The organism is Krasilnikovia sp. MM14-A1004 (assembly GCF_047159485.1).
Lineage (GTDB): Bacteria > Actinomycetota > Actinomycetes > Mycobacteriales > Micromonosporaceae > Actinoplanes.
On record NZ_AP038773.1, the window covers coordinates 3,719,771 to 3,745,552 of the forward strand.

The 25,782-nt window shown below is 72.0% G+C and carries 24 protein-coding genes; 13 read left to right on the forward strand and 11 right to left on the reverse strand.

Annotated features, from left to right (window positions below):
- Positions 1–6 precede the first annotated feature (6 nt).
- The 6 genes from ACMCNN_RS16205 to ACMCNN_RS16230 form a co-directional block, all read right to left on the reverse strand.
- A complete protein-coding gene (locus ACMCNN_RS16205) occupies positions 7–1,107 on the reverse strand; it encodes a pilus assembly protein TadG-related protein (RefSeq protein WP_412741328.1) in 1,101 nt (366 codons plus the stop codon).
- Complete coding sequence (locus tag ACMCNN_RS16210) at positions 1,095–1,448, reverse strand: TadE family protein (RefSeq protein ID WP_412741329.1); 354 nt, start codon at positions 1,446–1,448, stop codon at positions 1,095–1,097. The genes ACMCNN_RS16205 and ACMCNN_RS16210 overlap by 13 nt, the downstream gene beginning before the upstream one ends.
- An 89-nt stretch (positions 1,449–1,537) precedes the next feature.
- Positions 1,538–1,735, reverse strand: a complete 198-nt coding sequence (locus ACMCNN_RS16215) for a Flp family type IVb pilin (protein ID WP_412741330.1) — start codon at positions 1,733–1,735, stop codon at positions 1,538–1,540.
- A 168-nt stretch (positions 1,736–1,903) separates the two neighbouring features.
- Positions 1,904–2,836, reverse strand: a complete 933-nt coding sequence (locus ACMCNN_RS16220) for an AAA family ATPase (RefSeq protein ID WP_412741331.1) — start codon at positions 2,834–2,836, stop codon at positions 1,904–1,906.
- Complete coding sequence (locus ACMCNN_RS16225; RefSeq protein ID WP_412741332.1) at positions 2,833–3,258, reverse strand: ribulose bisphosphate carboxylase small subunit; 426 nt, start codon at positions 3,256–3,258, stop codon at positions 2,833–2,835. The genes ACMCNN_RS16220 and ACMCNN_RS16225 overlap by 4 nt, the downstream gene beginning before the upstream one ends.
- Before the next feature lie 10 nt (positions 3,259–3,268).
- Positions 3,269–4,702: a form I ribulose bisphosphate carboxylase large subunit gene (locus ACMCNN_RS16230; protein WP_412741333.1), complete on the reverse strand. Its 1,434-nt coding sequence runs from the start codon at positions 4,700–4,702 to the stop codon at positions 3,269–3,271.
- An 88-nt stretch (positions 4,703–4,790) separates the two neighbouring features.
- Here ACMCNN_RS16230 and ACMCNN_RS16235 point away from each other — a divergent pair, with 88 nt between their 5' ends.
- From ACMCNN_RS16235 to ACMCNN_RS16265, 7 genes are all read left to right on the forward strand, one after another.
- A complete protein-coding gene (locus ACMCNN_RS16235) occupies positions 4,791–5,690 on the forward strand; it encodes a LysR family transcriptional regulator (protein ID WP_412741334.1) in 900 nt (299 codons plus the stop codon).
- A gap of 81 nt (positions 5,691–5,771) precedes the next feature.
- Positions 5,772–6,860 (forward strand): class 1 fructose-bisphosphatase, encoded by a 1,089-nt coding sequence (locus ACMCNN_RS16240; protein ID WP_412741335.1) that lies wholly within the window; start codon positions 5,772–5,774, stop codon positions 6,858–6,860.
- Positions 6,860–7,732, forward strand: coding sequence for a phosphoribulokinase (locus ACMCNN_RS16245; protein WP_412741336.1), 873 nt, complete (start codon positions 6,860–6,862; stop codon positions 7,730–7,732). Before ACMCNN_RS16240 ends, ACMCNN_RS16245 begins: the two co-directional genes overlap by 1 nt.
- Before the next feature lie 4 nt (positions 7,733–7,736).
- Positions 7,737–8,690 carry a phosphoribulokinase gene (locus tag ACMCNN_RS16250; RefSeq protein ID WP_412741337.1) on the forward strand — a complete coding sequence of 318 codons (954 nt, stop codon included), beginning with the start codon at positions 7,737–7,739 and terminating at the stop codon, positions 8,688–8,690.
- On the forward strand, positions 8,687–9,457 hold the full coding sequence (locus tag ACMCNN_RS16255) for an HAD-IA family hydrolase (protein WP_412741338.1): 771 nt from the start codon (positions 8,687–8,689) through the stop codon (positions 9,455–9,457). Before ACMCNN_RS16250 ends, ACMCNN_RS16255 begins: the two co-directional genes overlap by 4 nt.
- A 221-nt stretch (positions 9,458–9,678) precedes the next feature.
- Complete coding sequence (locus tag ACMCNN_RS16260) at positions 9,679–10,344, forward strand: response regulator (RefSeq protein ID WP_412741339.1); 666 nt, start codon at positions 9,679–9,681, stop codon at positions 10,342–10,344.
- 26 nt (positions 10,345–10,370) lie between these two features.
- Positions 10,371–11,504 carry an ATP-binding protein gene (locus ACMCNN_RS16265; RefSeq protein WP_412741340.1) on the forward strand — a complete coding sequence of 378 codons (1,134 nt, stop codon included), beginning with the start codon at positions 10,371–10,373 and terminating at the stop codon, positions 11,502–11,504.
- 6 nt (positions 11,505–11,510) lie between these two features.
- On the opposite strand, the gene ACMCNN_RS16270 is transcribed toward ACMCNN_RS16265, so the two are convergent.
- The 3 genes from ACMCNN_RS16270 to ACMCNN_RS16280 form a co-directional block, all read right to left on the reverse strand.
- Positions 11,511–14,609 carry a hypothetical protein gene (locus ACMCNN_RS16270; protein WP_412741341.1) on the reverse strand — a complete coding sequence of 1,033 codons (3,099 nt, stop codon included), beginning with the start codon at positions 14,607–14,609 and terminating at the stop codon, positions 11,511–11,513.
- A gap of 163 nt (positions 14,610–14,772) precedes the next feature.
- Entirely contained in the window at positions 14,773–16,194 is a 1,422-nt protein-coding gene (gene pntB / locus ACMCNN_RS16275; protein ID WP_412741342.1) for a Re/Si-specific NAD(P)(+) transhydrogenase subunit beta, read from the reverse strand.
- Positions 16,195–16,199: 5 nt separating this feature from the next.
- Complete coding sequence (locus tag ACMCNN_RS16280; RefSeq protein ID WP_412741343.1) at positions 16,200–17,732, reverse strand: Re/Si-specific NAD(P)(+) transhydrogenase subunit alpha; 1,533 nt, start codon at positions 17,730–17,732, stop codon at positions 16,200–16,202.
- Positions 17,733–18,102: 370 nt separating this feature from the next.
- On the opposite strand from ACMCNN_RS16280, the gene ACMCNN_RS16285 reads away from it, so the two are divergent.
- The gene (locus tag ACMCNN_RS16285; protein WP_412741344.1) at positions 18,103–18,840 is read left to right on the forward strand and encodes a hypothetical protein; all 738 of its coding nucleotides are present in this window, start codon (positions 18,103–18,105) and stop codon (positions 18,838–18,840) included.
- Between the two features lie 42 nt (positions 18,841–18,882).
- Here ACMCNN_RS16285 and ACMCNN_RS16290 read toward each other — a convergent pair whose 3' ends face one another.
- Positions 18,883–19,899, reverse strand: coding sequence for a glycoside hydrolase family 26 protein (locus tag ACMCNN_RS16290; RefSeq protein WP_412741345.1), 1,017 nt, complete (start codon positions 19,897–19,899; stop codon positions 18,883–18,885).
- A gap of 414 nt (positions 19,900–20,313) precedes the next feature.
- Here ACMCNN_RS16290 and ACMCNN_RS16295 point away from each other — a divergent pair, with 414 nt between their 5' ends.
- The 5 genes from ACMCNN_RS16295 to ACMCNN_RS16315 all read left to right on the forward strand — a co-directional run bounded on the left by ACMCNN_RS16295 (position 20,314) and on the right by ACMCNN_RS16315 (position 24,887).
- Complete coding sequence (locus tag ACMCNN_RS16295; RefSeq protein ID WP_412741346.1) at positions 20,314–21,114, forward strand: SGNH/GDSL hydrolase family protein; 801 nt, start codon at positions 20,314–20,316, stop codon at positions 21,112–21,114.
- A 125-nt stretch (positions 21,115–21,239) separates the two neighbouring features.
- On the forward strand, positions 21,240–21,794 hold the full coding sequence (locus ACMCNN_RS16300; RefSeq protein WP_412741347.1) for a SigE family RNA polymerase sigma factor: 555 nt from the start codon (positions 21,240–21,242) through the stop codon (positions 21,792–21,794).
- Positions 21,791–22,618 (forward strand): hypothetical protein, encoded by an 828-nt coding sequence (locus ACMCNN_RS16305; protein WP_412741348.1) that lies wholly within the window; start codon positions 21,791–21,793, stop codon positions 22,616–22,618. Before ACMCNN_RS16300 ends, ACMCNN_RS16305 begins: the two co-directional genes overlap by 4 nt.
- A 224-nt stretch (positions 22,619–22,842) precedes the next feature.
- On the forward strand, positions 22,843–23,820 hold the full coding sequence (locus ACMCNN_RS16310; protein WP_412741349.1) for a threonine/serine dehydratase: 978 nt from the start codon (positions 22,843–22,845) through the stop codon (positions 23,818–23,820).
- A complete protein-coding gene (locus tag ACMCNN_RS16315) occupies positions 23,817–24,887 on the forward strand; it encodes a D-alanine--D-alanine ligase family protein (RefSeq protein WP_412741350.1) in 1,071 nt (356 codons plus the stop codon). The genes ACMCNN_RS16310 and ACMCNN_RS16315 overlap by 4 nt, the downstream gene beginning before the upstream one ends.
- A 27-nt stretch (positions 24,888–24,914) precedes the next feature.
- Here ACMCNN_RS16315 and ACMCNN_RS16320 read toward each other — a convergent pair whose 3' ends face one another.
- A complete protein-coding gene (locus ACMCNN_RS16320; protein WP_412741351.1) occupies positions 24,915–25,670 on the reverse strand; it encodes a YwiC-like family protein in 756 nt (251 codons plus the stop codon).
- Positions 25,671–25,782: the final 112 nt, after the last annotated feature.

Sequence of the window (25,782 nt, forward strand, 5' to 3'; positions counted from 1 at the left end):
CCCGGCTCAGCCGACGAGGTTGACGACGGCGGCGCCGAGGTCCGGGCCGCCGATCTGCGAGCCGGTCGACGTCACCAGGCCGCGGACGAAGTAGCCGTACAGGCAGCGCTCCTGGCCGCTGCAGTGGTGCATGTTGGTCAGCCAGGACGGCGCCGAGAATCCGGAGAGCAGGTATCCGGTCAGCACGAACGGGGCGAAGCCCACGAGGTGGTATTCGGTGTTCGCGCCCTGCCCGCGGACGTTGTCGTAGACCGGGATCAGCACCATGCTGCGCGCCTGCCGGGCCGCTTCGAGGGCGTCCTTGCACGGGTGCGACGCCGAGTTACCGGTGTCGCCGTCGAACGTGCCGTCCGCCTGCACGATCGCCGTGCAGGCGGCGGTCGGGTCGTCGAGCCACCCGAATCCGCCGGGCTGGTCCCATCCGGCGGGGCCGGCCGGGCAGACCGGGTTGCCCCGGCTGTCGTGGAGCTTGACGACGCGTTCGGCGCTCGCGGGCGGGACGCCCGTCGCCGACCAGAGCGTGGCCCCGCTGCCGGTGAGGTTGTCCCACTCGCAGAGGGAGAAGGTGACGGCGAAGCCCTGGGCCACGCGGGGCGGGCCCCACGCGACGCGTGCGCAGCCGCCGACGGTGGTGCCGGGGTCGCCGCCGGCCAGCGCGCGGGCGAACACGGACGGCAGCACGGTCGAGCCGTCCGCCAGCTTCGTCTCCACCCGCACCTCGGCGTACCGGACGCCCTGCGGTGCGGCGCCGAGGCAGGCCGCGCGGTTGGTGGCCGGTGCCCGGCACGCCGACAGGCCGGTTCCCGTACCGCAGATCTCGGTGACCTTCGTGGCGCCGTCGGCGGCGTTGAGGTTCGCGTACCGTCCGGCCGTGCCGGTCTGGCCGGCGCACTGCGCCGGAGTGACGGCGCAGGCCTCGGCGACGGCCCGGGCGGCTGCGTCGGCGCCGCTCTGCAATTGCTCGCGTTCGGCGTAGAGGCGGCCGACGTCGACGACCACGGCGGCCACGCCGAGGAGGACGCCGACACCGAGCACCACGGCGACGGTGGCGGCGATCGCGCCGCCGTCGTCGCGGCGGGGCCGGTGGAACAGCGTCAGCCGACGCATGGCATGACTCCTCGTGCGGTGATGGTGAAGGATCCGTCCGATTTCCCGCCGAACATCGCCATCAGCGACCCCACGGGGGTGACCGGGCGGAAGGCGGAGGACACCTGGACGACGGCGTCCTTGGTGCGGTCGGCGCCGCAGACGGTGACCTGCACCGTGCTCACCTTGGTCGGGCCCGCCGCGGACGTGACCCGCGCGCGGCCGTCGAGCCCCATGGCGGTGGCGCGAGCCCCCTCGCGGGCCGCCTCGGTGAGCGTGATCTGCGCGTTGAGTGCCCGGCCGAAGTCGATGATGCCGAACAGGAGGAGCAGCAGCAGTGGTAGCACGATGGCCATCTCCACCGCCGCTGCCCCCCGGTCCGGGGCCGGTCCCCCCACGAGCCGGCCCGCGGGCGCGGCCGACCGCGTGGGCCGGCCACGCCCGCCGTGACTCACGGTCCGGCCGGAGCCTTAACGGAGTCGGCGACCCCGCCGAACATGTTGCTGAGGTTGTCGCCGAGCAGGATCACGGCGCCGATGATGACGACCGCGATGAGCGCGACCATGAGGCCGTACTCGACGGCGGTGGCGCCCTCGTCGTCGTGACGGCGCACGGACGCCAGCAGTGCCTGGATGTACTGAACGAGCATGTGAACTCCTTGGAGACTCCGCAACTCCACCCTTGCAACCGGGTGACTGCGCTTAGTGATCGTCTGGCGACGGAACGTCATGAGTCTTTTCCCCAGGAATTCGATCAAGAGGATGCCGGCCCGGAAACCGCCCGCGGTCAGGGCGGCCTCCGGGCCGGCGGTGCGCCCTCAGCCCGCCTGGGCGAAGACGCTGCTTCCCCGTACGTCGGCCGCGGTCAGCGTGGTCAGCTCCGCCAGCCCGATCGGCTCGCTCAGCGCGGCCAGCCGGATCGCCTGCCGCAACCGGCACCGTTCGAGCGCGTTGCGGATGCTGCGCGCGTTCGCGAACCGCGGCATCGCCATCCGCAGGTCGACGTACGAGTCGAACGCCGCCCGCGCGTCCGCCGTGAACGAGTAGCTGTCGCGGGCCAGCATCAGCTCGGCGATCCGCACCAGCTCGTCGTGGTTGTAGTCGTCGAAGCGGATGTGGTGGGCCACCCGCGAACTGAGGCCCGGGTTCGACGACAGGAACTTCTCCATCCGGTCGGCGTACCCGGCGAACACCACGACGAGCGAGCCGCGTTCGGACTCCATCTCCTGCAGCAGGATCTCGATGGCCTCCTGCCCGTAGTCCCGCTCGTTCTCCGGCCGGTGCAGGTAGTACGCCTCGTCGATGAACAGCACCCCGCCGGCCGCCCGGGCGATCGCCTCCTTCGTCTTGGGCGCGGTATGCCCGATGAACTGGCCCACCAGGTCGTCGCGGGTCACCGCGACCACCCGCGGCGTCCGCAGGTAGCCCAACGCGTGCAGCATCTCCGCGATCCGCATCGCCACCGTCGTCTTGCCGGTGCCGGGACCGCCGGTGAAGCTCATGTGCAGCGACGGTTTGCTGGCCGACAGCCCGAACCGGGTCCGGGCCCGGCTCACCAGCAGCAGCGCCGCGATCTCGGCGAGGCGCCGTTTGACCGCGGTGAGCCCCACGGTGTCGCGGTCGAAATCGGCCAGCACCGCGCGGGCCCTGGCGGCCGCCTCGTCGGCGTTGAGGTCGATGCGCGCGTCATCGGGCAGCAGCTCCGGCTCCTGCACCGCTCCCGCGGGACGCATCGAGAACCCGGCGGTCATCCGGCCGCGTACCGCGCCCCGGTGGGCGCCTCTGTCGCGTACGGCTGGAACGAGTAGCGCTGCACCCGGTCGTTGGACTCGGTGCGCACCAGGCGGAAGCCCGGCTCGTTCTCCGGCCGCTGCACCAGGAAGCTCAGCGCCGTGGTCTGGCGCCCCAGCCGCGCGTCGTACGCCAGCACCCGCACGTAGTGCTGCGGGAACGCGGCCCGGCAGTCCTGGATCTCGCGCAGCACCGCGTCCGGCTCGGTGAGGTCGAACATGGGCAGGCCCCACATGTCCCAGTACACGTTGCGCGGGTGCGGGTCGTCGGTGTACTCGACAGAGACGGGCCAGCCGTTGTCGAGGGCGTAGCGGACCTGCGCGGCGATGTCGGCGTCGGTCAGCTCGGGCAGGTAGGAGAAGGCTCCGTGGCGCAGGTACATGTCGTGGCTCCTATCGGCTGGCGGTGACGACCACGTCGGGGGCGTCGGTGGCGGCGTAGTCGAACGTGACGTCGCCCCAGGTGGACAGCGCGGCGTCCAGCGGCCCGCAGCGCTGGGCGGCGGCCCGCAGCACGGTGGGGCCCTCCTTGAGCAGGTCCTTGCCCTCGTTGCGGGCCTTGATGATGGCTTCCAGCGCGACCCGGTTCGCCTCGGCGCCGGCCGCGATACCCATCGGGTGGCCGATCGTGCCGCCGCCGAACTGCAGGATGACGTCCTCACCGAGCAGGTCGACGAGCTGGTGCATCTGGCCCGCGTGGATGCCGCCCGAGGCGACCGGCATGACCCCGGGCATGCTGGCCCAGTCCTGCTCCAGGTAGATGCCGTTCCCCGGGTTGGCCGGGACGTGGTCCAGGCGCAGGGTGTCGTAGAAGCCGCGGGTGGTCGCGGGGTCGCCCTCCAGCTTGCCGACGACCGTCCCGGCGTGCACGTGGTCGACGCCGATCAGGCGGCACCACTTGGCGATGACGCGGAAGCTCACGCCGTGCGTCTTCTGCCGCGTGTACGTGGAGTGCCCCGCCCGGTGCAGGTGCAGCAGGACGCCGTTGCGCCGGGCCCAGTTCGCCATGGACTGCATGGCGGTGTACCCGACCGTGAGGTCGATCATGACGATGACGCTGCCCAGCTCCTTGGCGAACTCGGCCCGCTCGTACATGTCCTCCAGGGTCGCGGCGGTGACGTTGAGGTAGTGGCCCTTGCTCTCGCCGGTCTCGGCGATCGCCCGGTTCACCCCCTCCATGCAGTAGAGGAACCGGTCGCGCCAGCGCATGAACGGCTGCGAGTTGATGTTCTCGTCGTCCTTGGTGAAGTCGAGGCCGCCGCGGCACGCCTCGTACACGACCCGGCCGTAGTTGCGGGCCGACAGGCCCAGCTTCGGCTTGACCGTGGCGCCGAGCAGGGGGCGGCCGTACTTGTTGAGGATCTCGCGTTCCATCACGATGCCGTGCGCGGGACCCTGGAAGGTCTTCACGTACGCGACGGGGATGCGCATGTCCTCCAGGCGCAACGCCAGCAGCGGCTTGAAGCCGAAGACGTTGCCGATGATCGACGAGGTCAGGTTCGCGATCGACCCCTCCTCGAACAGGTCGATGTCGTACGCGACGTACGCGAAGTACTCCCCCGGCCGTCCGGGCACCGGATCCACCCGGTACGCCTTGGCCTGGTAGTGGGTGTTCGCGGTGAGCCGGTCGGTCCACACCACGGTCCAGGTGGCGGTCGACGACTCACCGGCGACCGCGGCGGCGGCTTCGAGGGGGTCGACCCCGGGCTGCGGCGTCACCCGGAACACGGCGATCACGTCGGTGTCCTTGGGGACGTAGTCGGCGTTGTAGTAGCCCATGCTCGCGTAGCTGTGTACCCCTGGGTTCCACCTGTCCTCATTGGTCATGCGCTCGACACTGCCGCCCGGACAGTCAATCCGTCCAGCGAGCTTTCCCCGTCGACACATGAGCAATCGCTTGTCTATCGTCAGCGCCATGACCCCCGCGCGGCTCCAGACGTTCCTGGCGATCCACGAGTGCGGTTCCGCCCGTGCCGCGGCCCGGCGGCTGTCGGTCACCGAGTCGGCCGTCTCCGCGTCGCTGGCGGCGCTGCACGCCGAGGTCGGCGTGACGCTGTTCGAGCGCAGCGGGCGCGGGCTGCGGCTCACCGAGGCGGGCGCCGTCTTCGCCGGGTACGCGCGGCGCATCCTCGGCCTGCTCGACGAGAGCGTCGCCGCCGCCCGGCGCGGCGCCGACGCCGAACGCGGCCGGCTGCGCATCGGCGCGGTCACCACGGCCGGTGAGGCGCTGATCCCGGGGCTGCTGGCGTCGTTCCGGCAGCGATACCCGCAGGTCGAGGTGACCCTCGACATCGACGTCCGCGACCGGGTGTCGGCGCTGCTGGCCGACCACCGCCTGGATGTGGTGATCGGCGGGCGGCCCGGCAAGGGCCAGGTCACCCGCGCCACCCGGACCAACTCGATGGTGCTGGTGGCCGCGCCGGGTGCCACCCCGGACCTGGGCGCGGTGACCTGGCTGCTGCGCGAGGCGGGCTCCGGCACCCGCGACGCGACACTGGCGCTGCTGCGGCGCATCGGGATCGACCCGCCGCTGCTGACCCTCGGCTCGGTCGGTGCCGTGGTCTCCTCGGCGGCGCTGGGGCTCGGCGTCACCCTGGTCTCCACCGACGCCGTAGAGCAGCACCTGCGCGCCGGCACCCTGCACCGGGTGCCCGCGCCCGGCACCCCGCTGAGCCGTCCCTGGCACGCCGTCACCGGTGCCGCGCCGACCGCCACCACCGAGCTGTTCCTGCGGCACCTCACCGACCCCGGACGGGCGGGCGAGTTGGTGTTCCGGGTGGCCCGATCTCATCCGTCCACCCGCCCGCGCGGGTGAGGCGGCCTCCCGCGCCCCGCCGTACGGTCCTGGCATCCTCACCGGACGCCGCGCACGCGGCCCGACCGTTGGGAAACCACCGTGCCGACCCTGACCGACGGCCCGCTCGGGCGCATCACCCTCACCCGGCACACCATCGAGCAGGAGCACCGCCACCTCGACTCCACGGGCGACTTCTCGGGCCTGCTCAACGCGATCGCCACCGCCGTCAAGATCATCGCCAACCAGGTGAACCGGGGCGAGCTGGCCGCCGACGGCGCGGGCTCCGGCGGCGGTCCGGGCGACAAGAAGGTGCAGCAGCGCCTCGACCTGGCCAGCAACGAGGCCATGGTGGCCGAGACGCTGTGGGGCGGGCACCTGGCCGCCATCGCGTCCGGCAAGTCCGCGGGCATCCTGCCGATCCCGGCGCCGTACCGGCGGGGCAAGTACCTCCTGCTGTTCGACCCGCTCGACGGCTCCAGCGACCTGGACGTGAACCTGTCCGTCGGGACGATCTTCTCCGTGCTGCGCAGCCCCCGCCCCGGCGGGGAGGCGCGGGTCGAGGACTTCCTGCAGCCCGGCACGGAACAGGTCTGCGCCGGCTTCGCCCTGTACGGCCCCGCCACGATGCTCATCCTCACCACCGGCGACGGGGTGGACGGCTTCACCCTCGACCGCGACATCGGCGCGTTCGTGCTCACCCACCCGCGGATGCGGGTGCCCGAGAAGACCCGCGAGTTCGCCATCAACAGCGCCAACGAACGCTTCTGGGAGGCACCGGTACGCCGCTACATCGGCGAATGCCTGGCCGGGCGCAGCGGCCCCCGCGAGCACGACTTCACCATGCGCTGGGTGGCGTCGCTGGCCGCGGACGTCTTCCGGATCCTCACCCGCGGCGGCGTGGTGCTGTACCCCGCCGACAGCCGCGACCCCACCCGCCCCGGCGGCCTGCGGCTGATGTACGAGTGCAACCCCATCGCGTACCTCATCGAGCAGGCGGGCGGCCGGGCCAGCACCGGCCGCTCCCGGGTGCTGGAACTAAGCCCCTCCCGGCTGCACCAGGGCGCGCCGCTGGTGTTCGGTTCCCGCGCCGAGGTGGCCCGCGTCGAGCGCTACCACCACGAACCCGACGACGACAGCTTCGACGGTTCGCTGTTCAACGTGCGCTCGATGTTCCGGGGGGCCCGCTGATGTCGGCCGAACACCCGGTGGTCGCCATCACCGGCTCCTCGGGCGCGGGCACCACGTCGGTCACCCGTACGTTTCAGCACATCTTCCGCCGCGAGGGGCTGACCGCGGCCATCGTGGAGGGCGACTCGTTCCACCGCTACGACCGGGAGGAGATGAAGAAGGCGATGGCCGAGGCCGCCGCGGCCGGCAACGTCAACTTCTGCCACTTCTCCCCCGAGGCCAACCTGCTGCCCGAGCTGGCCACTCTCTTCGATCAGTACGGGCGCACCGGCACCGGCCGGATCCGCCGTTACCTGCACGACGACGAGGAGGCCGCCCCCTACGGCCAGGACGCCGGCACGTTCACGGCGTGGGAGGACGTGCCGCCCGGCACCGACCTGCTGTTCTACGAGGGGCTGCACGGCGCGATCGTCACCCCGGACGCCGACGTGGCCCGCCACGCCGACCTGCGCATCGGCGTGGTTCCCATCATCAACCTGGAGTGGATCCAGAAGCTGCACCGGGACAAGACCCAGCGCGGCTACTCCGAGGAGGCGGTGATGGACACGATCCTGCGGCGGCTGCCGGACTACGTGCACCACATCTGCCCGCAGTTCTCCCAGACGCACATCAACTTCCAGCGGGTGCCCACGGTGGACACCTCGAACCCGTTCATCGCCCGGACCATCCCGACCGCCGACGAGAGCTTCCTGATCATCCGGTTCGCCGACCCGAAGGGCATCGACTTCCCGTACCTGCTGTCGATGCTGCACGACTCGTTCATGTCGCGGCCCAACGTCATCGTCGCGCCGGGCGGGAAGATGGAGCTGGCCATGCAGCTGATCTTCACCCCGATGATCCTGCGGCTGATGCAGCGCCGCGGCCGGGCGTGACGCGATGTCCGACAAGCTCGTCCGGATGATGCGCTCGCGCGTCGGCGAGCCCGCCGAGACCCGGCCGGTGATGCTGGCCGTCGGCGGCGACAGCGGATCCGGCAAGACGACCCTGGCGCGGGGGCTCGCCGCCGCCATCGGCGCGCACCGGTGCACCACGATCGGCGTGGACGACTACCACCGCTACGACCGGGCGCAGCTGCGGGTGCTGCCGCTGACCGCCCTGTCCCCCGACGCCAACTACCTCGACATCATGGAACAGCACCTGCAGATGCTGGCCACCGGCCAACCCGTCCTCAAACCGGTGTACGACCACCGCACCGGAACGTTCGCCCGGCCCGAGTACCTGCGCCCGCGCCAGTTCGTCATCGTCGAGGGGCTGTTCCCGTTGTTCTCCAAGCTGTCGCGGGCCTGCTTCGACATCACCGTCTTCCTCGACCCGCCCGAACAGATCCGGCACCGGTGGAAGATCCACCGGGACACCACGGGCCGCGGGTACACCGAGTCCGAGGTGCGCCGCGAGCTGGCCCGGCGCGAACCCGACTCGGCCGCGTACATCCGGCCGCAGCGCCGCTACGCCGACATCGTCGTCCGGTTCGCGCCCGCCCGCGACGGCACCGACCCGCCGGACACCCCGTCCACCGCCGAGCTGCTGCTGCGCCCGACCGTGCAGCATCCGCCGCTGACCCACCTGCTCACCGAGGACGTCGGCACGGCCCTGTCGCTGAACATCATCCGCGACGACGACGGCACCCCTGTCGACTGCCTGCGGGTGCACGCGGACGCCACCGCCGACGACGCCCGGCTGCTGGAGAAGGCACTGTGGGACGGCGTCGGCCACGACCGGGAGATCCCGCGCGGGCTGGGGCGCCTCGCCGACGGCACGCACAGCGAACCGCTGGCGATCACCCAGGAGCTGCTGCTGTTCCACCTCATGCAGGAGGTGTACCAGCGATGACCGCACCCCGGCTGCGCGCGGTGATCTTCGACGTCGACGGCACCCTCGCCGAGACCGAACGCGACGGGCACCGCCGCGCGTTCAACCTGGCGTTCCGCGACCACGGCCTGCCCTACGAGTGGGGCGTCGACGAGTACGGCGAGCTGCTGGCCGTCACCGGCGGGCGCCGCCGGCTGGCCGGGTATCTCGCCGACCGGGGCGTGCCCCACGCGGACGGGCTGGCGCGGGTGCTGCACCGGACGAAGACCGCCTACTACACCGACTGGCTGCGCGACGGGCCGATCGTCGCGCGACCCGGCGTGCCCGAGCTGATGGCCGCGCTGCGTCGCAGCGGGGTACGCCTCGCGGTCGCCACCACGGGCCGCCGCCAGTGGGTGACGGTGCTACTCGAGCGCCTGTTCCACGGCATCGCGTTCGCGGCCGTGGTCACCGGCGACGACGTGACGCGCCTCAAGCCGCACCCCGAGGTGTACGACCGGGCCCTGCGGGAACTGCGCATCGAGCCCCGGGACGCGGTGGCCGTGGAGGACTCGCCGCCCGGTCTGGCCGCCGCCACCGCCGCCGGTATCCCCTGCCTGGTCGTGACGTCGGCCTACCACCGCGACATGGCATTCCCGGGCGCGGCCGCGGTCGTGCCGGGCTACCTGCCGCAGGACATGCAGGACGCCGACGTCCGCCCCCGCAACGGGCGACGCGGCGGCACTCTCGCCGGAGGGGTCACCGTCGACGCGTTACGCGGCCTGCACTCCACCGCCCGCCACCCATGACCCGGCCCCACCCCACCTCCGGGCTCCCGGACGGCCGACGGGGGCGGATGCGCGGTCGGTTTCGAAGGCGTCACCGTGGGTCGCGGCCGCTCTCGACATCGATCTGCGTGGCCCGTACCATTCCCATGCCGACCAAAAGGCCGCGCCATCATGGGCCGGGTCGCGTGGGTGGGACACACCCGACGACGAGCGGGGCATCGCCCCGCTTGAGGAGTGTCATCGTGAGCAGCCACCGGAGGCCGATCCGGGTACTGCTGGTCGACGACCATGAGATGGTGCTGCAGGGGTTGCGGGCCATGCTGTCCCGCTTCCCGGACGCGGTCGAGGTGATCGGCTCGGCGGGCGACGAGGCCGATGCGGTGCGGGCCGTCACCGCGGACCGGCCCGACGTGGTCCTCTGCGACGTCCGGCTGCGCCGCGACAGCGGCCTGGACGTGTGCCGGGCCGTCCGCGCCGCGGCCCCCGACACCAGGGTCGTCTTCCTCACCGTCTACGACGACGAGCAGTACCTGTACCAGGCGCTGCGCGCCGGAGCCTCCGGATACCTGCTCAAGCGGATCGACGGCCAGGAACTGGTCCGCCACCTGGAGAACGTCCAGCTCGGCGACATCGTCATCGACCCCGGTCTCGCCGGTCGGGTGGCCGCGGCCGCCGCCCACGTACGCCGGGGTGAGTTCTGGCCCGGCGCCCGCCTGGGCCTGACCCAGCGCGAGAGCGAGGTGCTGGCCCTGCTCGTCGGCGGACTGTCCAACAAGGCCATCGCCGCGCGCCTGGTGGTCAGCGACGACACGGTCAAGACGCACCTGCGGGGCCTGTACCGCAAGCTGGAGGTCAACGACCGCGGCTCGGCCGTCGCGGTCGCCCTGCGCGAATCCCTGTTCCATTGACAGGCGCCGAACCACCGACCCCGCTGATGGACCGGCTCCACCGCTGGGTGACGCGGGAGCCGGATCTGTCCACTGTGCTCGGCCGGGTCGCCGCTGCCCTCACCGATAGCCTGGCGGCCGACGGATGCCTCATGTTCCAGGTGGCCGACGACGGTGACCTGGTGCTGACGGCCGGGCACCCGGCACCGGGCGAACCGGCTCTGAGGATCCCCCGCGGTTTCGGCGTCACCGGGCGGGTGGCTGCCGACGGGCTCCCGGCCGTCCTGGTCGACGACCATCCGCGCAACGCGCGCCACCGGGAGTTGATGGGCCTCGCGCCGGGCGAACCGGTGTCCCGGCTGTGCGCGCCGGCCCGGGTGCCGGGCGGCGCGACCGTGGCCGTGCTTGCCGTGTTCAGTCGGCAGCGCCGCGCGTTCACCCGCGCCGAGGTGGACACCGCCCTGGCGGTCGCCGACCTGCTGGCGCTGCGGGTGCACCTGTCCGCGCAGGCCGCGGCGATCGACGGGTACCGGAATCTGCGCACCACCGCGGTCGCCACCACCGTCACCATGCAGGAGGCCGAGCGGCGCCGGATCGCGGGCGACCTGCACGACGGCGTCACCCAGGCCCTCGCCAGTCTCAGCTTCCGGCTGTCGGCGGCGACGGCGGCCCTGCACGCGGGCGATGCCGGGGACGCCGCGCGGCAGGTCGACGCGGCCCGGTCGCTGGCCGATGTCGCGTTCGGCGAGACCCGCAGCGCCATCACCGGGCTGCGCAGCCCGATCCTCGACGACCTGGGCCTGGCGGCCGGGCTGGCCAGCCTGGCCCGCAACGTGCCCAACCTGCCGATCCAGGTCGACGCGCAGGACCTGTGCCTGCCGGAGCACGTGAGCACGTCGCTGTTCCGGGTGGCGCAGGAGGCCGTACACAACATCGTCCGGCACGCGCACGCGAGCCGAGCCGTCATCCGGCTGGCGAAGCACGGCCGCACGGCCATGCTCACCGTCACCGACGACGGCCGCGGCTTCGAGCCGAGCGGTCGGGCGCTGCGCCCGAACGGCACCCCGCACGGCCTGCGCGGCATGGCCGAGCGGGCCCGGCTGCTGGGCGGTGAGCTGCGGGTCCGCTCGCGGCCCGAGGAGGGCACCACCATCGAGGTACGGATCCCCGACGTGCTCTGAGCGTGCTCAGCAGGAGGGCGGGCCGCCCAGCGAGGTCAGCGGCGGGCAGGGCATCGAGAGCCCGGCCACGTCCAGCCAGCCGTCCACTGTGCCCGCCGCCCCGGCGATCTCCTCGCCGAGGACCCGGGCGCCGACGGTGTCCAGCACCGCCGGCTTGATCAGGTCGCAGGCGACGCCCTTCGCCTCGTCGTAGAGGGCGTCGGTCGCCTCCCGGGCCAGCTCCGCGACGTTGGGCTGGTCGAGGTTCGCGATCACGTGGGCGTACCGCAGCATCTGCGCGCTGATCGCCTTGCCGAGCGAGGCGAACACGCCGATCGCGCCGATGCCGAGTGCACCGCCGAGGATGCCCAGCAGGGACAGGATCGCCTTGTCCTCGAAGATCTGGCATTCGACGTTCGCGGTCGCCCCGCCGCCGCTGCCATCGGCCAGCACGCCCAGCACCGAGCCGGTGCCGGGGTCGACGGCCCAGAACGCCACCGGCGCGCCGTCGGCCGGGACCAGCCGGTCGTAGTCGTCCCACGTGCCGAGCAGCGAACGCCACCGGTCCCGCGACGCCTCCGGCAGGAAGGTGAGGTCGCTGTCCCCCTTCGGGAGGAGAGTCAGGCGCTTGCCCTTGAGCGCGCTCCACGTGCTGGTCCGGAACGCCGAACCCTCCGCGACGGCCAGTGCCGCGGAGCGCCGCAGCGTACTGTCGAACGCCCGCACCCGGTCGGCGCCGAGGCTCGCCCACCGGGTGCACGGCAGCACATCGGCGCGGCGTACCCGGCCCGCGCCGAACTGCGGCCGGTCCACGTGCAGCACGGCACGCAACCCTGTCTCGTACGTCAGGTCCCCGTCCGGGGGTATCGGCGGGTGCAACGCCGCGACGGTCGACGGCAGGTACGGCAGCCCGGCCTCCAACGCGCTCACCATGCGCTTCTCGTCCCCGGCGAACGCGGCCTCCCAGTACGCCTTCGCCCCGATGCGGGCGGTGAGCAGATCGTCGAGCCAGGTGCCGAGCGACGGGGCGGCACCCTCGAACGACACCACGGTGGTGCCGAACATCAGGCCGCGCACCTCGTCGACGGCCGTGGCGGGCACCGGGCCGTCGTGGTCCGGATCGACCCCGGCCAGCACCCGCACCACTTCGGACTCGTAGCCGATCCGGACGCCGAGACAGATCCCGGCGAACGCCGCGCCGGGTGTCCGCTGCTCGGCGGCCGGCACCCGGTACGTGGCGGTGGCCGTCACGCCCCGGCCGGTGGACAGCGTCACCGTGCGCTGCGCCGGCCCCTGCTCCGGCGCCCGGTACCGCACCTGGTACGGCTGGACCTCGCGGCGCCGCAGGAACGCGTCGGCGGCGGCGACCGTACGCTCGACGTCACTGCCCAGGGTGGTCATACCGCCGGTGACCGCGGCGACCTGCGCCTGCGTCGCCGCGTCCACCTCGCCGATGCCGATCGCCACCACGGGCACCCCGGCGCCGACCCTGGAGCGCAGCGCCGCCAGCCGCTCGGCCTGCGTCTCGTCCTGCTGGAAGTCGCTGGCCATGACGATCACCGTCGGCCCCGCCTCGTTGGCCCGCGCCAGCGAATCCCAGATGTCCGAGCCGAAGCTGCTGAGCCCGCCCACCGCGGCGCCCACGGCCTGCGGGGTACGCAGCGTGAATTCGCCGGCCGAGGTGCCGCTGACCGCCATGACCGCCATCGCGGCGTCCGGCCGGCGGGCGAACAACCGGCGCGCCAGTTCGGTGGCGAACGCGACCGGCTCCGGCCCCGTCTTGATCGAGCCGGACCGGTCGAACACCAGCATCACCTGCGGTGGCCGCTGCTTGTTCGCGGTCATCCGCAGGCCCAGCTTCGTCTTCTCCTCGGCCAGCCGGAACGCGGACGCGGGCAGCCCGGTCACCGGCTTCCCGCCTGCGTCCAGCGCGCTGACCCGCAGCGCGATGTCCGGGAACGCGCCGGCGGCGACGTCGATCTCCAGCTTGGCCACCCGGTCGGCGGCCCGGGAATCGGCGGCGGCGGACACGTCCAGCGGCTGCCCGTCGACCAGAACCGTGCCGTCCCTGGCCTCGATCACCTCACCGGTGAGCGAGATCGCCGATCCGGCATGCGCCAGCTTCACTGCCGCTTCGGCGTCCAGGTCGGGGCCGTTCACCGCCAGGGTCGGGATGAACGTGCCGAGGTCGCGCGGGCGCAGGCGGATCAGCTGGGCCATCTCGGTCGTGGGCCGGAACGCCACCATCAGCTGACGCCCCACCAGGTCCTCGGCCCGGTACTCGGCCTCGACCAGGGTGGTGGTGCGTGTCGGCGCGGCGGTCGTCGCGGCCAGCAGCCTCACCGTCACCCGCGGGCCCGACCCCGCCGAACCCGCGCCGGACGGCTCGTCGCTGGTGTGACTCGCCCCGAGCCGGGCACCGGGGACCAGCGGATTCGCGTACGTCTGCGTGCCGTTCACCACGACCTTCACCAGCGGCACCCGCCGGTCCCGCGGGCGCGCGGGCTCCGCGGCGCGCCGCTGCGGCAGGGCGGCGATCAGCTGCCGGGCCAGTTCCTCCCGGGCCGCGACGTCATCGCGTACGGCGGCGGCGCGCTCGGTGGCGGTGACCGTCGGCTTCGTACCGATGGCCCTGCGCCAGCGGTCGATGGCGCCCTGGTCCGCGTGGGGCGCGAACGTGCGCCGGACCGGCCGGAAGACGCCCGCGATGTCCACGTCGTCGGCCAGCTCGCCGACCACCACCTCGGCCTGGAAGCCCGCGCGCCGGTACAGCGCCGCGAGGGTCTCCACCTTGTCGCGCGCCGAGCCCGCGCCGCCACGCAGCGTGCCGCGCACGCCCCAGCGCGTGTCGTCGGTCAGGTCGAAACGCCCGAGGGCCGGGTACGCGACGATCTGGTCCCGGACGAACGCGAGGATGGCCTCCGGGTCCTTGCCGGCCACCACCAGTTCCGCGGCCGCCGCCACGTGGTCCGGGCTGGTCCGCACGGCGGCCCGCACCTGCTGCCACACCCCGAACGGCACCTCGTTGTCGACGGTCGGCTCGTCGTCACGGTCGAACAGGCTGCAACCCGCCACCGTGGCGGCGGACAGTGCGGTCGTGAAGACCAGGAACGACCGGCGACTCATCACGCCGTGCGGTACCGATGCGGAACCGTCCGGACGGGGCATGGCGCACCAGCTCTCAGATCGGGCGTGCGGGGCACCGGCAGCGCCGCCGATGATGGTGACCGCGCATACTGTGCCCCGCACCGACCCGATCCGCGAAGCCCGATCGGGCAGCGTTGGGTGATCAGAGGGCCCGCAGGATGTCCTCCACCCGTTCCTTCGCGTCGCCGAAGAGCATGGCGCTGTTCTCCCGGAAGAACAGCGGGTTCTGCACACCGGCGTACCCCGAGGCCATCGAGCGCTTGAACACGATGACGTCGTCGGCGTCCCACACCTTGAGCACGGGCATCCCGGCGATGGGGCTGCCGGGGTCCTCGGTGGCCGCCGGGTTGACCGTGTCGTTGGCGCCGATGACGAGGACGACCGACGTGTTCGCGAAGTCGTCGTTGATCTCGTCCATCTCCATGACGATGTCGTACGGCACCTTGGCCTCGGCCAGCAGCACGTTCATGTGACCGGGCAGTCGGCCCGCCACGGGGTGGATGCCGAAGCGGACGTCGACGCCCTTCTCCCGCAGTTTGCGGGTGAGTTCGGCGACGCCGTACTGGGCCTGGGCGACCGCCATGCCGTACCCGGGGGTGATGATCACCGAGTCGGCGGAGGCCAGCAGGCCGGCCACGCCCTCGGCCGTGATGTCGCGGTGTTCGCCGTAGTCGGTGTCGTCGGCGGGACCGGCCTCGATGCCGAAACCACCGGCGATCACGGAGATGAAGGACCGGTTCATCGCCTTGCACATGATGTACGACAGGTAGGCACCGGAGGAGCCGACCAGGGCGCCGGTGACGATGAGCAGGTCGTTCTCCAGCAGGAAGCCGGAGGCGGCCGCGGCCCAGCCGGAGTAGCTGTTGAGCATCGACACGACCACCGGCATGTCGCCGCCGCCGATCGAGGCGACCAGGTGCCAGCCCAGCAGCAGGGCCAGGACGGTGACGACGATCAGCAGCCACAACTGCGGCTGGATCACGAACCAGGCGGTGAACACGCCGAACGCGGCGAGCGCGCCGAGGTTGAGGAAGTTCTTGCCCGGCAGCATCAGCGGGCTGGACTTCATCCGGGCCGACAGCTTGAGGAACGCCACGATCGAGCCGGTGAACGTCACCGCGCCGATGAAGACGCCGATGACGACTTCCGCGCTGTGGATGCCGAGCAGTTCCTGACCGCGCAGCAGTCCGGCCTCGGCGCCGTCCAGGTCGGCCTCGACGTGCAGATAGCCGTTCCAGCCGACGAGCACGGCGGCGAGGCCCACGAAGCTGTGCAGCAGGGCGATCAGTTCCGGCATCCCGGTCATCTCGACCCGGCTCGCCCGGTACAGGCCGATCCCGGCGCCGACGACGGTGGCCACGATGAGCAGTGCCAGGCCGACGGTGCTGAGCTCGTGGACGATCGCCAGCGCGATCGTGGCCACCAGCGCCAGCGCCATGCCGGCGATGCCGAAGATGTTGCCCACCTTGGCGGTCTCGTGCTTGGACAGGCCCGCCAGCGCCAGGATGAAGAGCAGAGCAGCCACGAGGTACGCGGCCTGCGCCGCCGCTTCGACGAATGTCATCAGAGTCAGCTCCTGGAGAACATGGCGAGCATGCGACGGGTCACCGCGAAGCCACCGAAGACGTTGATGCTGGCCAGCAGGATGGCGACGAACGACAGCGCGGTCACCACGTAGTCGCCGTGCCCGAGCTGCAGCAGGGCGCCGACGACGATGATCCCGGAGATCGCGTTGGTCACCGACATGAGCGGGGTGTGCAGGGCGTGGTGCACGTGCCCGATCACGTAGTAGCCGATGACGATCGCCAGCGCGAAGACCGTGAGATGGGCCCGCATGGCGGCCGGCGACAGCGCGGCCAGCAGGAACAGTACGGCGGCTCCGGCACCGACGACGGCCAGCCGCCGCGGCGTCGACGGCGGTTGCTTCGCGTGCTTCTCGGTCGCGGCGGCCACCGGGGTCGCGGGCGTCTGCGCCGGTGCGGCCGACACGGAGACGGGCGGGGGCGGCCAGGTCAGCTCGCCGTCGCGGACCACGGTCATCGACCGCTGGACGACGTCGTCGAAGTCCAGCACCAGCCGGCCGTCCTTGGCCGGGGTCAGGAGCTTCATCAGGTTCACCAGGTTGGTGCCGAACAGCTGGGACGCCTGCGCGGGCAGCCGCCCGGCCAGGTCGGTGTAGCCGATGATGGTCACGCCGTTGTCGGTCACGACCGTCTCGCCCGGCACGGTGCCCTCGACGTTGCCGCCGTTGGCCGCGGCCATGTCGACGATCACGCTGCCCGACTTCATGCTCGCCACCATCTCGGCGGTGATCAGCCGGGGCGCGGGCCGTCCGGGGATGAGCGCCGTCGTGATGATGATGTCGACGTCCTCGGCCTGCTCGGCGTAGAGCCGCGCGGCGCGCTCGTTGTAGTCGTCCGACATCTCCTTGGCGTAGCCGGTGGCGGAGACCTCCACGTCGGCGGCCTGGACCGCCAGGTACTCCCCGCCCAGCGACTTGACCTGGTCGGCGACTTCGGGCCGCGGGTCAGTCGCCCGGACGATCGCGCCGAGGCTGCCCGCGGCGCCGATCGCGGCGAGCCCGGCGACACCGGCGCCCGCGACGAGCACCTTGGCGGGCGGGACCTTGCCCGCCGCGGTCACCTGCCCGGTGAAGAACCGGCCGAAGACGTGTGCCGCCTCCACCACCGCGCGGTAGCCGGCGATGTTGGCCATCGACGACAGCACGTCCAGCGACTGGGCCCGCGAGATGCGCGGTACCGCGTCGATCGACAGCGCGGTGATCGGCCGCCGGGCCAGGTCCTCGACGAGGTCGGGGTCCAGCCGGGGGTTCAGGATGCCGATCACGGTGGTGCCCTTGGCGAGCCTGTCGAGTTGCTCCCTGGTCGGCGCGTTGACGGCGAACACGACGTCGGCGACCAACGGGTCACCGATCCTCGCACCGGACGAAACGTACGCCGTGTCGGCGAACGAGGAGGCGAGACCGGCACCGGCCTCCACCACCACCTCGTAGCCCAGCTTGATGAGCTCCGTAACGGTGGCGGGCGTGGCCGCCACCCGGGTCTCACCCAGGCGTAACTCCCTGACTACACCAATGATCATCAGTCGACTCCGCAGCAGACGGTTGACGTTCAGTACGTTGGACAAGGGCTCGTGGGTTCGAGTGGGTCGGCAGGAGTTACCCGGCGGTTGCCGAGCCGTGACCTCGTTCGCGTCGAGTGATTGTTACTTGCCGGTAGGTCGAAGATGACTATGGTTGATATCACATTGTCCGTGCCGGCGCCATGGAACGATCGCCCACAGCCACCAGCCACAGTCACTCAGCGTAATCATGATGTGGCGTGGTGGGAAGCGCCGCGCGCCGGCCGTCTCGCCAGATGGGCGCGCACGCCAGGGCACGACGGTGCCGCCACCGGTGAATCGGTAATGTCACCTCGCTCGATGGACATGATCACCGGATGGGAACGGGCCTGTGAAGAGAAGCTTGTCGGCCACGGTCGCGCTCGTCGGCGCGGTGGCGCTGCTGGCCGGATGCCAGGATGCGGAGACCCGCTCGACCCCGTCGGCCACGGCCTCTGCCACACCGTCGGCACCCACCGGGAACGGCGTCGCGGCGCTCGCGCCGGACGAGATCCTGCAGCGGGCGAAGGACGCCCTCAAGAAGGCGAAGTCGTTCCAGGTCAAGGGCACCGTCAACGACGGCAGCCAGGTGATCTCCGTCGATTTCGGCGTCAGCGGGGCGGATTTCGCGGGGTCGATGTCCGTCGGCGGCGCGCGGGTCGACCTGCTGGCCATCGGTGGCAAGCGCTACATGCGGCCGAGTGAAAAGTTCTGGAGCGCGTCGCTGGACCCGAAGCAGGCGAAGCTGTTCGCCAAGACCTTCCGGGACCGATGGATCACGGTGGCCGACAGCGACAAGCAGTTCGCGGCGCTGTTCAGCGCCGGCGACGTCGACGAACTGCTGAAGCCCACCGGCACCGTGACCAAGGGCGCCGAGAAGGAGGTCGCGGGCCAGCCCGCGATCACGCTGGTCGACGGAAAGCCCAGCCAGCTGCTCTTCATCGCGACCAGCGGCGAACCGTACCCGCTGCAGGTGACCGGCGACGGTGGCTCCGCTATGACGTTCAGCGGGTTCGGCGAGCCGGTGCCGGGCCTGCGGCCGCCGCCCGCGGACAAGGTCGTCGACCTCGGGAAGAGTACGACCAAATAGGCCGGAGCACGGCGCCCGCGAATCACGGGCGCCGTGCGGGCCTCAGCCGGAGAAGCGGGACGAGCGCACCATCGCCCGGTACGCCGCCAGGGACTCCGCGTCGGTGTCCGGGCGGAAGTTGCGCCGGGTGCCCTTCTGGGTGTCGGTGTCGAACCAGACAACGGCGCCGATCGATGGCGTGGCCGATACGTACTTGGCGAATTTCTTGATCCACCGGGCCTTGGTGTGCGGGCCGTGCCCGACGGCCGCGGTCTCGGCCAGAATGATCGGCTTACGCTTTCCGTACGCCTTGACGATCGGGCTGAACAGCGTCTTCGGCGATTCCTTGGAGAAGTTGTAGCCGGAGACACCGACCCAGTCCACGTACGCGTCGCCCGGGTAGTAGTGCTGGAACTTGTTCCAGGAGACGTCGGGGCCGGAATTCCAGTTCGGGGCCCAGACCCAGGCGACGTTCGTGGCACCCTGCTGGCGGAAGATGCGGTGCATCCGCCGCCACGCCTTGATGTACAGCGCCGGCTTCTTCGCGTTGTGGACGCCGTCCCAGGCGAACCAGTTGCCGTTCATCTCCCAGCCCCAGCGCAGCAGGATGGGCCGCTTCATGTCGGCCATCAGCCGCGCCATCTTGGCGATGTGGTGGTCGCTGGCGCCGCTGTTGATCCTGCTGAGTCTCGTGCCCTTCCAGGAGATCATGAGCACCGCCTCGGCGGGCACCTCCGGATGAGCGGCCGGGTAGTAGTCCGACCACGGGTAATACAGGTGCACGATGCGCTGGTCGCGGCCGAGCTGCCGGCGGCGCAGCGCCAGGCTCTGGGTGAGGGTACGGCCGTGCAGGGACAGGTACGAACCGACCATCGCCCGGCCGCGCCGGTAGCGCACCGCTCCGCCCCACGCCGCGGCCGTCGCCGAGTTCGAGGCGAGATCGAGGGCCGTGGTGGCCCCGGCGGGTGTCGATGCACCCGCGACGGCCCGGCCCGTGGCCACGGCGAGGGCCGACAGTCCCAGTAGGCCCAGTACCCGCCGGCGTGCCAGCCCACGGCCTTCTTCCTGCTCCAGCTCCACGCGAAACCTCTCGATGACCGGCGGCGGAACCGGACCAGCATGCCGTGCGGAGAGTTCGGGCGCCTCGCCCCTGCGGCCGACAAACCCGAGCTGACCAGCCCGAAACCACCAACCAGGACGAAAGGTGATCGGGCGGACCGAGCGCGGATCGGATTTCGCGGGGACATTTCTCCACCGCGACGCAGTGCAATTACACCGGGCCCGATAAATGCGCGGACCGGTGGTGCGGCCGGGATATTTTCGGCGGTTAGCGCGGGGACATGGCCGCATGACGTTCATGCAGGTCACATTGATGCATGTTACAACACGTTAACAACTATGTCACTATGTTAATTCGCTCGGGATATTGACATACTCGTCAGTAACCGGAGCGCTTCGGCCCCCTTTTCCCTTCGTGGATCCGGAGGCCCCCCGATGAGCAGAGCCACCACCGCCCTCGCCTGCCTCATCTCGTCCATCCTGCTGACCGTCGCCACCGCCGCCCCCGCCAACGCCGCGTCCGGCACGTCCGACTGGGACTACGTCGCGCTCGGCGACTCCTACTCGTCCGGCGTCGGCGCGTCCGGACAGACCGGCGTCTGCCTGCGCAGCCCCAACGGGTATCCGGGGCTGTGGAACAGCGCCAACCACCCGGCGTCGTTCCGCTCGGTCGCCTGCAGCGGTGCCACCACCGACTCGCTGCGCTCGAGCCAACTGTCGGCACTGAACGCCGGCACCGACCTCGTCACCGTGACCATCGGCGGCAACGACGTCGGCTTCGCGTCGACCATCATCACGTGCACGCTGTCCAGCGACAGCGGGTGCGCCGCCAAGGTCGCCGACGGGCTGAAGGTGCTCAACGAACAGATGCCCGCCAAGTTCGACGCCACCTACCGCGAGATCCGGCAGAAGGCACCGAACGCGACGGTCGTCGTGCTCGGCTACCCGATCCTGTTCGACGAGAACGCACCGAGCTGCGGCTTCGCCGGCATGAGCATTCCCAAGCGCAAGTCCCTCAACAGCGGCGCCGTCGAACTCAACAAGGCCATCAAGGCCCACGCCCAGGCCGCCGGATTCATCTGGTCGGACGTCAGCGACGAGTTCGCCGGGCACGGCATCTGCGGGCCCAGCGCCTGGCTGCACGGCCTGACGGTGATCCCGCCGACCGACTCCTTCCACCCGACGGGCACCGGCTACAAGAGCGGTTACCTGCCCGCCCTGAACTCCGCACTCTGACCCTCCCCGACGGCGGCCCGCGGGATCCACCACCCGCGGGCCGCCGTTTTTCGTCCACCGGGGAACCTGGAGCGCCCTTCGTCTCGTGTCTACCGTGACCGAGGTTGAGGGGAGCGAACGAAGGCATGAGATTGCTACGGCGATCCGGTCGCACGGACGTGGACGAGGCGTTCGCCGCGTACTACGCCGCGCGCGGCAACCATCTGCGCAACACCGCGTACCTGCTGTGCGGCGACTGGCATCTGGCGGAGGATCTGACGCAGACCGCCTTCACGAAGCTCTACCGGGCGTGGCACCGGATCGAGCAACGCGACAGTCTCGACGGGTACGCCCGGCGGGTACTGGTTCGGGCCTTCCTGGACGAACGGCGACGCCCCTGGCGCCGGGAGCATGCCACGGTGCCGGAGAGCCCCGCGCTCGACGGCGCCGAACCGGGCGGCATGGAGCCGGGTGACCGCATGCTGGTCCGGGCCGCGCTGGCCACCCTGGCGCCACGCTATCGGGCCGTACTGGTGCTGCGGTTCTGGGCCGATCTGCCGGTCGAGCAGGTTGCCGACATCCTCGGATGCGCCACCGGCACGGTCAAGAGCCAGACCTCTCGCGGCCTCGCCGCGCTGCGGGACGCGCTCACCGCTGCCGATCCGGAACTGGCCCACACAATCGCTGGAGGACGACTGTGACCGACATCAAGGACATGTGCGACCGGCTGGTGGAGTCCCCACCGCCGCTGCGGAGCGGCGACGCGGTGCTGGCGCAGGCCCGCCGCTCGGCGCAGCGCCACCGCCGGGGCGGCATGGCCGCGGCCGGTCTGCTGACCGCGTCCGCGCTCGCGGCCGGAGGTGTTTACGCCGGGACGGCCGGCGCGCCCGCCGCCGGTCAGGGCGGCCACGGCCTCGCGCCCGCCGCCGCCGCGACCGGCCCGACCAAGGCGCGGGCGTCGACCGGCCTGCCACCCGCCCGTGCCGCGCTCGTCCACAGTGAAAAGATGCGCGAGCTGCTGGTCACGGCGGTGCCGGCCGGTGCCACCGCGGCGCCCCTGCCGGTCGACCACGACGACAGCCTGGACCCGCACAGCGTCCTGCCGGACGCGGCCCACCCGGCACCGCGCAAGGGCGCCATGAGTGTCGCGGGCTTCGTGGTGGTGGTGCAGCAGGACGGCCGGGAGGGCGCTCTCGTCGCCCAGATCCTCGCCGCGGGCACGCCGTTGCCGCGCTGCCATGCCGACGCCGTCACCCAGTGCGCCACCCGGGACGTCGGTGGCGTACGGATCGAGATCACGTCCTGGGCCGACAAGGCGGGCAAGCACATCGCGGCCAGCCGGCGCCTGCAGGGCGGAGTGCTCGTCGTCATCGGTGACCAGGGCATGCGTAGCGAGGAAAGCAGCACGCCGCCGGACGCCCCCGGAAGGGTCCGCGCGCCGAAGCCGCCGCTGAAGACGATGCCGTTCACCGCCGAGCAGGTGGCGGCGCTCGCCGCGAACCCGGACATGCTGCAGTTCCACTGAGCACGGGTCCGGCGCGGAGCCGCGGCCGGTGGGGTCACCCCCGCCGGCCGCGGCTCGTCGCGTGCGGTCCGTGACCCCGTGTTTCCGCAGCGTGCGCCGGCCCGCGACGGCCTCGGCCGAAAGTCGCACAGCGGCCCACCATGATCCGTCCCTGGCCCGAGGCCGCTCCGGGTGACCCGCTGTGACACTCGGCCGGGTCAATCACCGGGGAAGGACGTGGGACCGTGCCGCCAACCGTCACCGAACGGGAACTCAATCAGGCCGATGTGGCCGACGCAGCCCGCTATCTGGCCGGGCGGATCGTGCCGACGCCGGTGCTGGGCAGCCCGGAACTGGACGGGCTGGCCGGTGCCCGGCTGCTGCTGAAGGCCGAGAACCTGCAGCACAGCGGCTCGTACAAGATGCGCGGGGCGACCGTCGCGGTGGGCCGGCTGGCCGACGCCGGGCGCGCCGCGGGGGTGGTGTGCCAGAGCACCGGCAACCACGCGGCCGCCGTCGCGCAGGCCGCCCGGCGCCACGGGCTGGCCGCCGTCGTGGTGCTGCCCGCCGACGCGCCGCCCGGAAAGGTGGCCCGGGCCGCCGCCGCGGGCGCCTGCGTCCTGCGCGCCGAAGGCGACCCGCACGAGGTGGTCCGCCAGGTCCACGCGGACACCGGCTACCCGGTGATCGACGCGTACGACCACCCGGACGTCGTGGCCGGGCAGGGCACCGCCGCGCTGGAACTGATCGAGGCGGCCGAGGCGGCGGGCACCCCGCTGGACGCGCTGGTCGTACCGGTCGGCGGGGGTGGTGGGGCGGCGGGCGCGGTGCTGGCCGCCACGGGCCGCGGCATCGACGTGTACGGCGTCGAACCGTACGGATGCGACTCGCTGGCCCGCAGCCTCGCCGCCGGGCACCGGGTGCCCGTCACGCCGGCGGCGACGCTGGCCGACGGCCTGCGCCCGGCCTGTGTGGGCGCGCTGCCGTTCCGGGTGCTGCGCGACTCCGGCATCGACCCGGTCCGCGTCGGCGACGACGCGATCGCGCACGCGTTCCGGCTGATCGTCACGCATCTCAAACTCGTCGTCGAGCCGTCCGGCGCGGCCGCCCTCGCGGGCGCGCTGCGGGTCGCCGACTCCCACCGTACGGTCGGCGTCCTGCTGACCGGCGGCAACGTCGAGGCCGACCTGGTCGGCCGGCTCATGGAAGGCAGTGCGGCATGAACATCGCGGTTCTCTTCGGTGGCCCGTCGGCCGAACACGACGTCTCGTGCGCGTCGGCGCTGGGCGTGCTGCGCGCCCTGACCGAGGGCGGTCACCGGGTGTCCGCCGTGGGCGTCACCCGCGACGGCGGCTACCGGCTGGTCCCGGACGAGGTGCTGGAGAAGCTGCGCGACCGTACGGGTGTCGCGCGGGCGATCGACGACGCGCTGGAGGTGACCGGGCCCGGGGTCGAGCTGCGCCGCGGTGCCGCGCCCCGGACGCTGGCGATCTGTGCCGACGGGACGGAACTGGCCACCTGCGAGGTGGTGTTCCCGGTGCTGCACGGTCCGTTCGGCGAGGACGGGGTCGTGCAGGGGGTGCTGGAGGCGCTGGGTGTGCCGTACGTCGGGTGTGACATCGCGGCGTCCGCGGTGGGGATGAACAAGGTCGCGATGAAGCGGGCGTTCGTCGCCGAGGGCGTGCCGGTCACCCCGTACGTGTGGTTCGACCGGCACACCTGGCGCACCGCGGCCGACCCGGAGGCGCTGGCCGCCGGGTTGCGGCGGCCGCTGTTCGTCAAGCCCGCGCGGATGGGCTCGTCGATCGGCATCACCCGGGTCGCCGACGGCGACGACCTGGCCGCGGCCGTGGAGACCGCGCTGGAACACGACTCCCTCGTGCTGATCGAGCAGGGTGTCGACGGGCGGGAGATCGAGTGCGGCGTGCTCGGTGGGTGGGAGCCCGCGGCGTCCGTCGTGGGCGAGGTGGCCGTCACCGGCGGCTGGTTCGACTACCAGCAGAAATACTTCGGCGACGCGGACCCGATGACGGTTCCGGCCGACCTGCCCGGGGCCGTCGCCGACCGGGTACGGGAGCTGGCGCTGGCCGCGTTCACCGCGGTCGGCGGATGGGGTCTGTCCCGGGTGGACCTGCTGTTCGACGAGGCGGCCGGGGAACTGTACGTCAACGAGCTGAACACGATGCCGGGCTTCACCGCGCACTCCATGTACCCCAAGGTGTGGGCGGCGTGCGGGATCGACTACGTGTCACTGGTGGGACGGCTCGTGGAGCTGGCGTTCGAGCGGTGATCCGCGGCCGGGATACCCGGCCGCGAATCAGAGCAGGGTGACGGTCTCCGCCAGCAGCACGCAGGCGGCGACCTCGATCAGGCCGACCTGACCGGGGCGGAGGGAACGCGACGGCAGCGCGAGGGCGCGTACCGCCAGCGCGGCGAACAGCACGGACAACGGCCACGCCAGCCAGGCGGCCACCGCGACCGCCGCCACGTGGTAGCAGACCGACAGCCGGTGGTAGGTGGGGTTTCCGCGTTCCCTGATCATCGTCTTGACGTAGAAGACCGTCCCGGCGAAATACAGCAGGACCGCGCCGAACGCGACGCTCACGCGGCCGGGTGCGACGCCGGCGACCGCCGCGGCGACGAACACCATGAGGCAGCTCTGCACGACGGAGACGAGGTCGTTGACCAGGGCCCGCTCGTCGCGGCGCGCGGCGTACACGGCGTTGACGGCCAGCAGCAGCGCGAAGATCGGTGCATAGCCCAGCACCCGCGGCTGGGCCAGCACAACCAGGCCACCGAGTAGGGCGGTGACCGGGGCGTACAGCAGCAGCTGGGCGCGGAAGCGGCGCGGTCGGCGGGTCTTGACCGCCTGCAGCGCGTAGTACGACAGCAGGTAACCGGCCAGCCAGGCGCCGAGCAGCGGCACGTGCGCCCAGCCGAACCCGGCGGCCAGCACCCCGACGAGGTAGGGCACCAGCAGCATCGCCCAGGCCCCGTGCTGCGGCGGGACGAACCGGCGTACGGACCGGCGCCACGGCGGGGACTGCGGCCGGGCCAGGCCGGTGGCACTCATCGCGGTGCCCGCGGCGGCGCAGCCGGTGCCGCTGCGGCCGGTGCCGCTGTGCGGCTCGTTGATGCCGTTGCGCGACCGGGCCGCCGGGCCGCCCCACCCCCGGCGGCGGAGG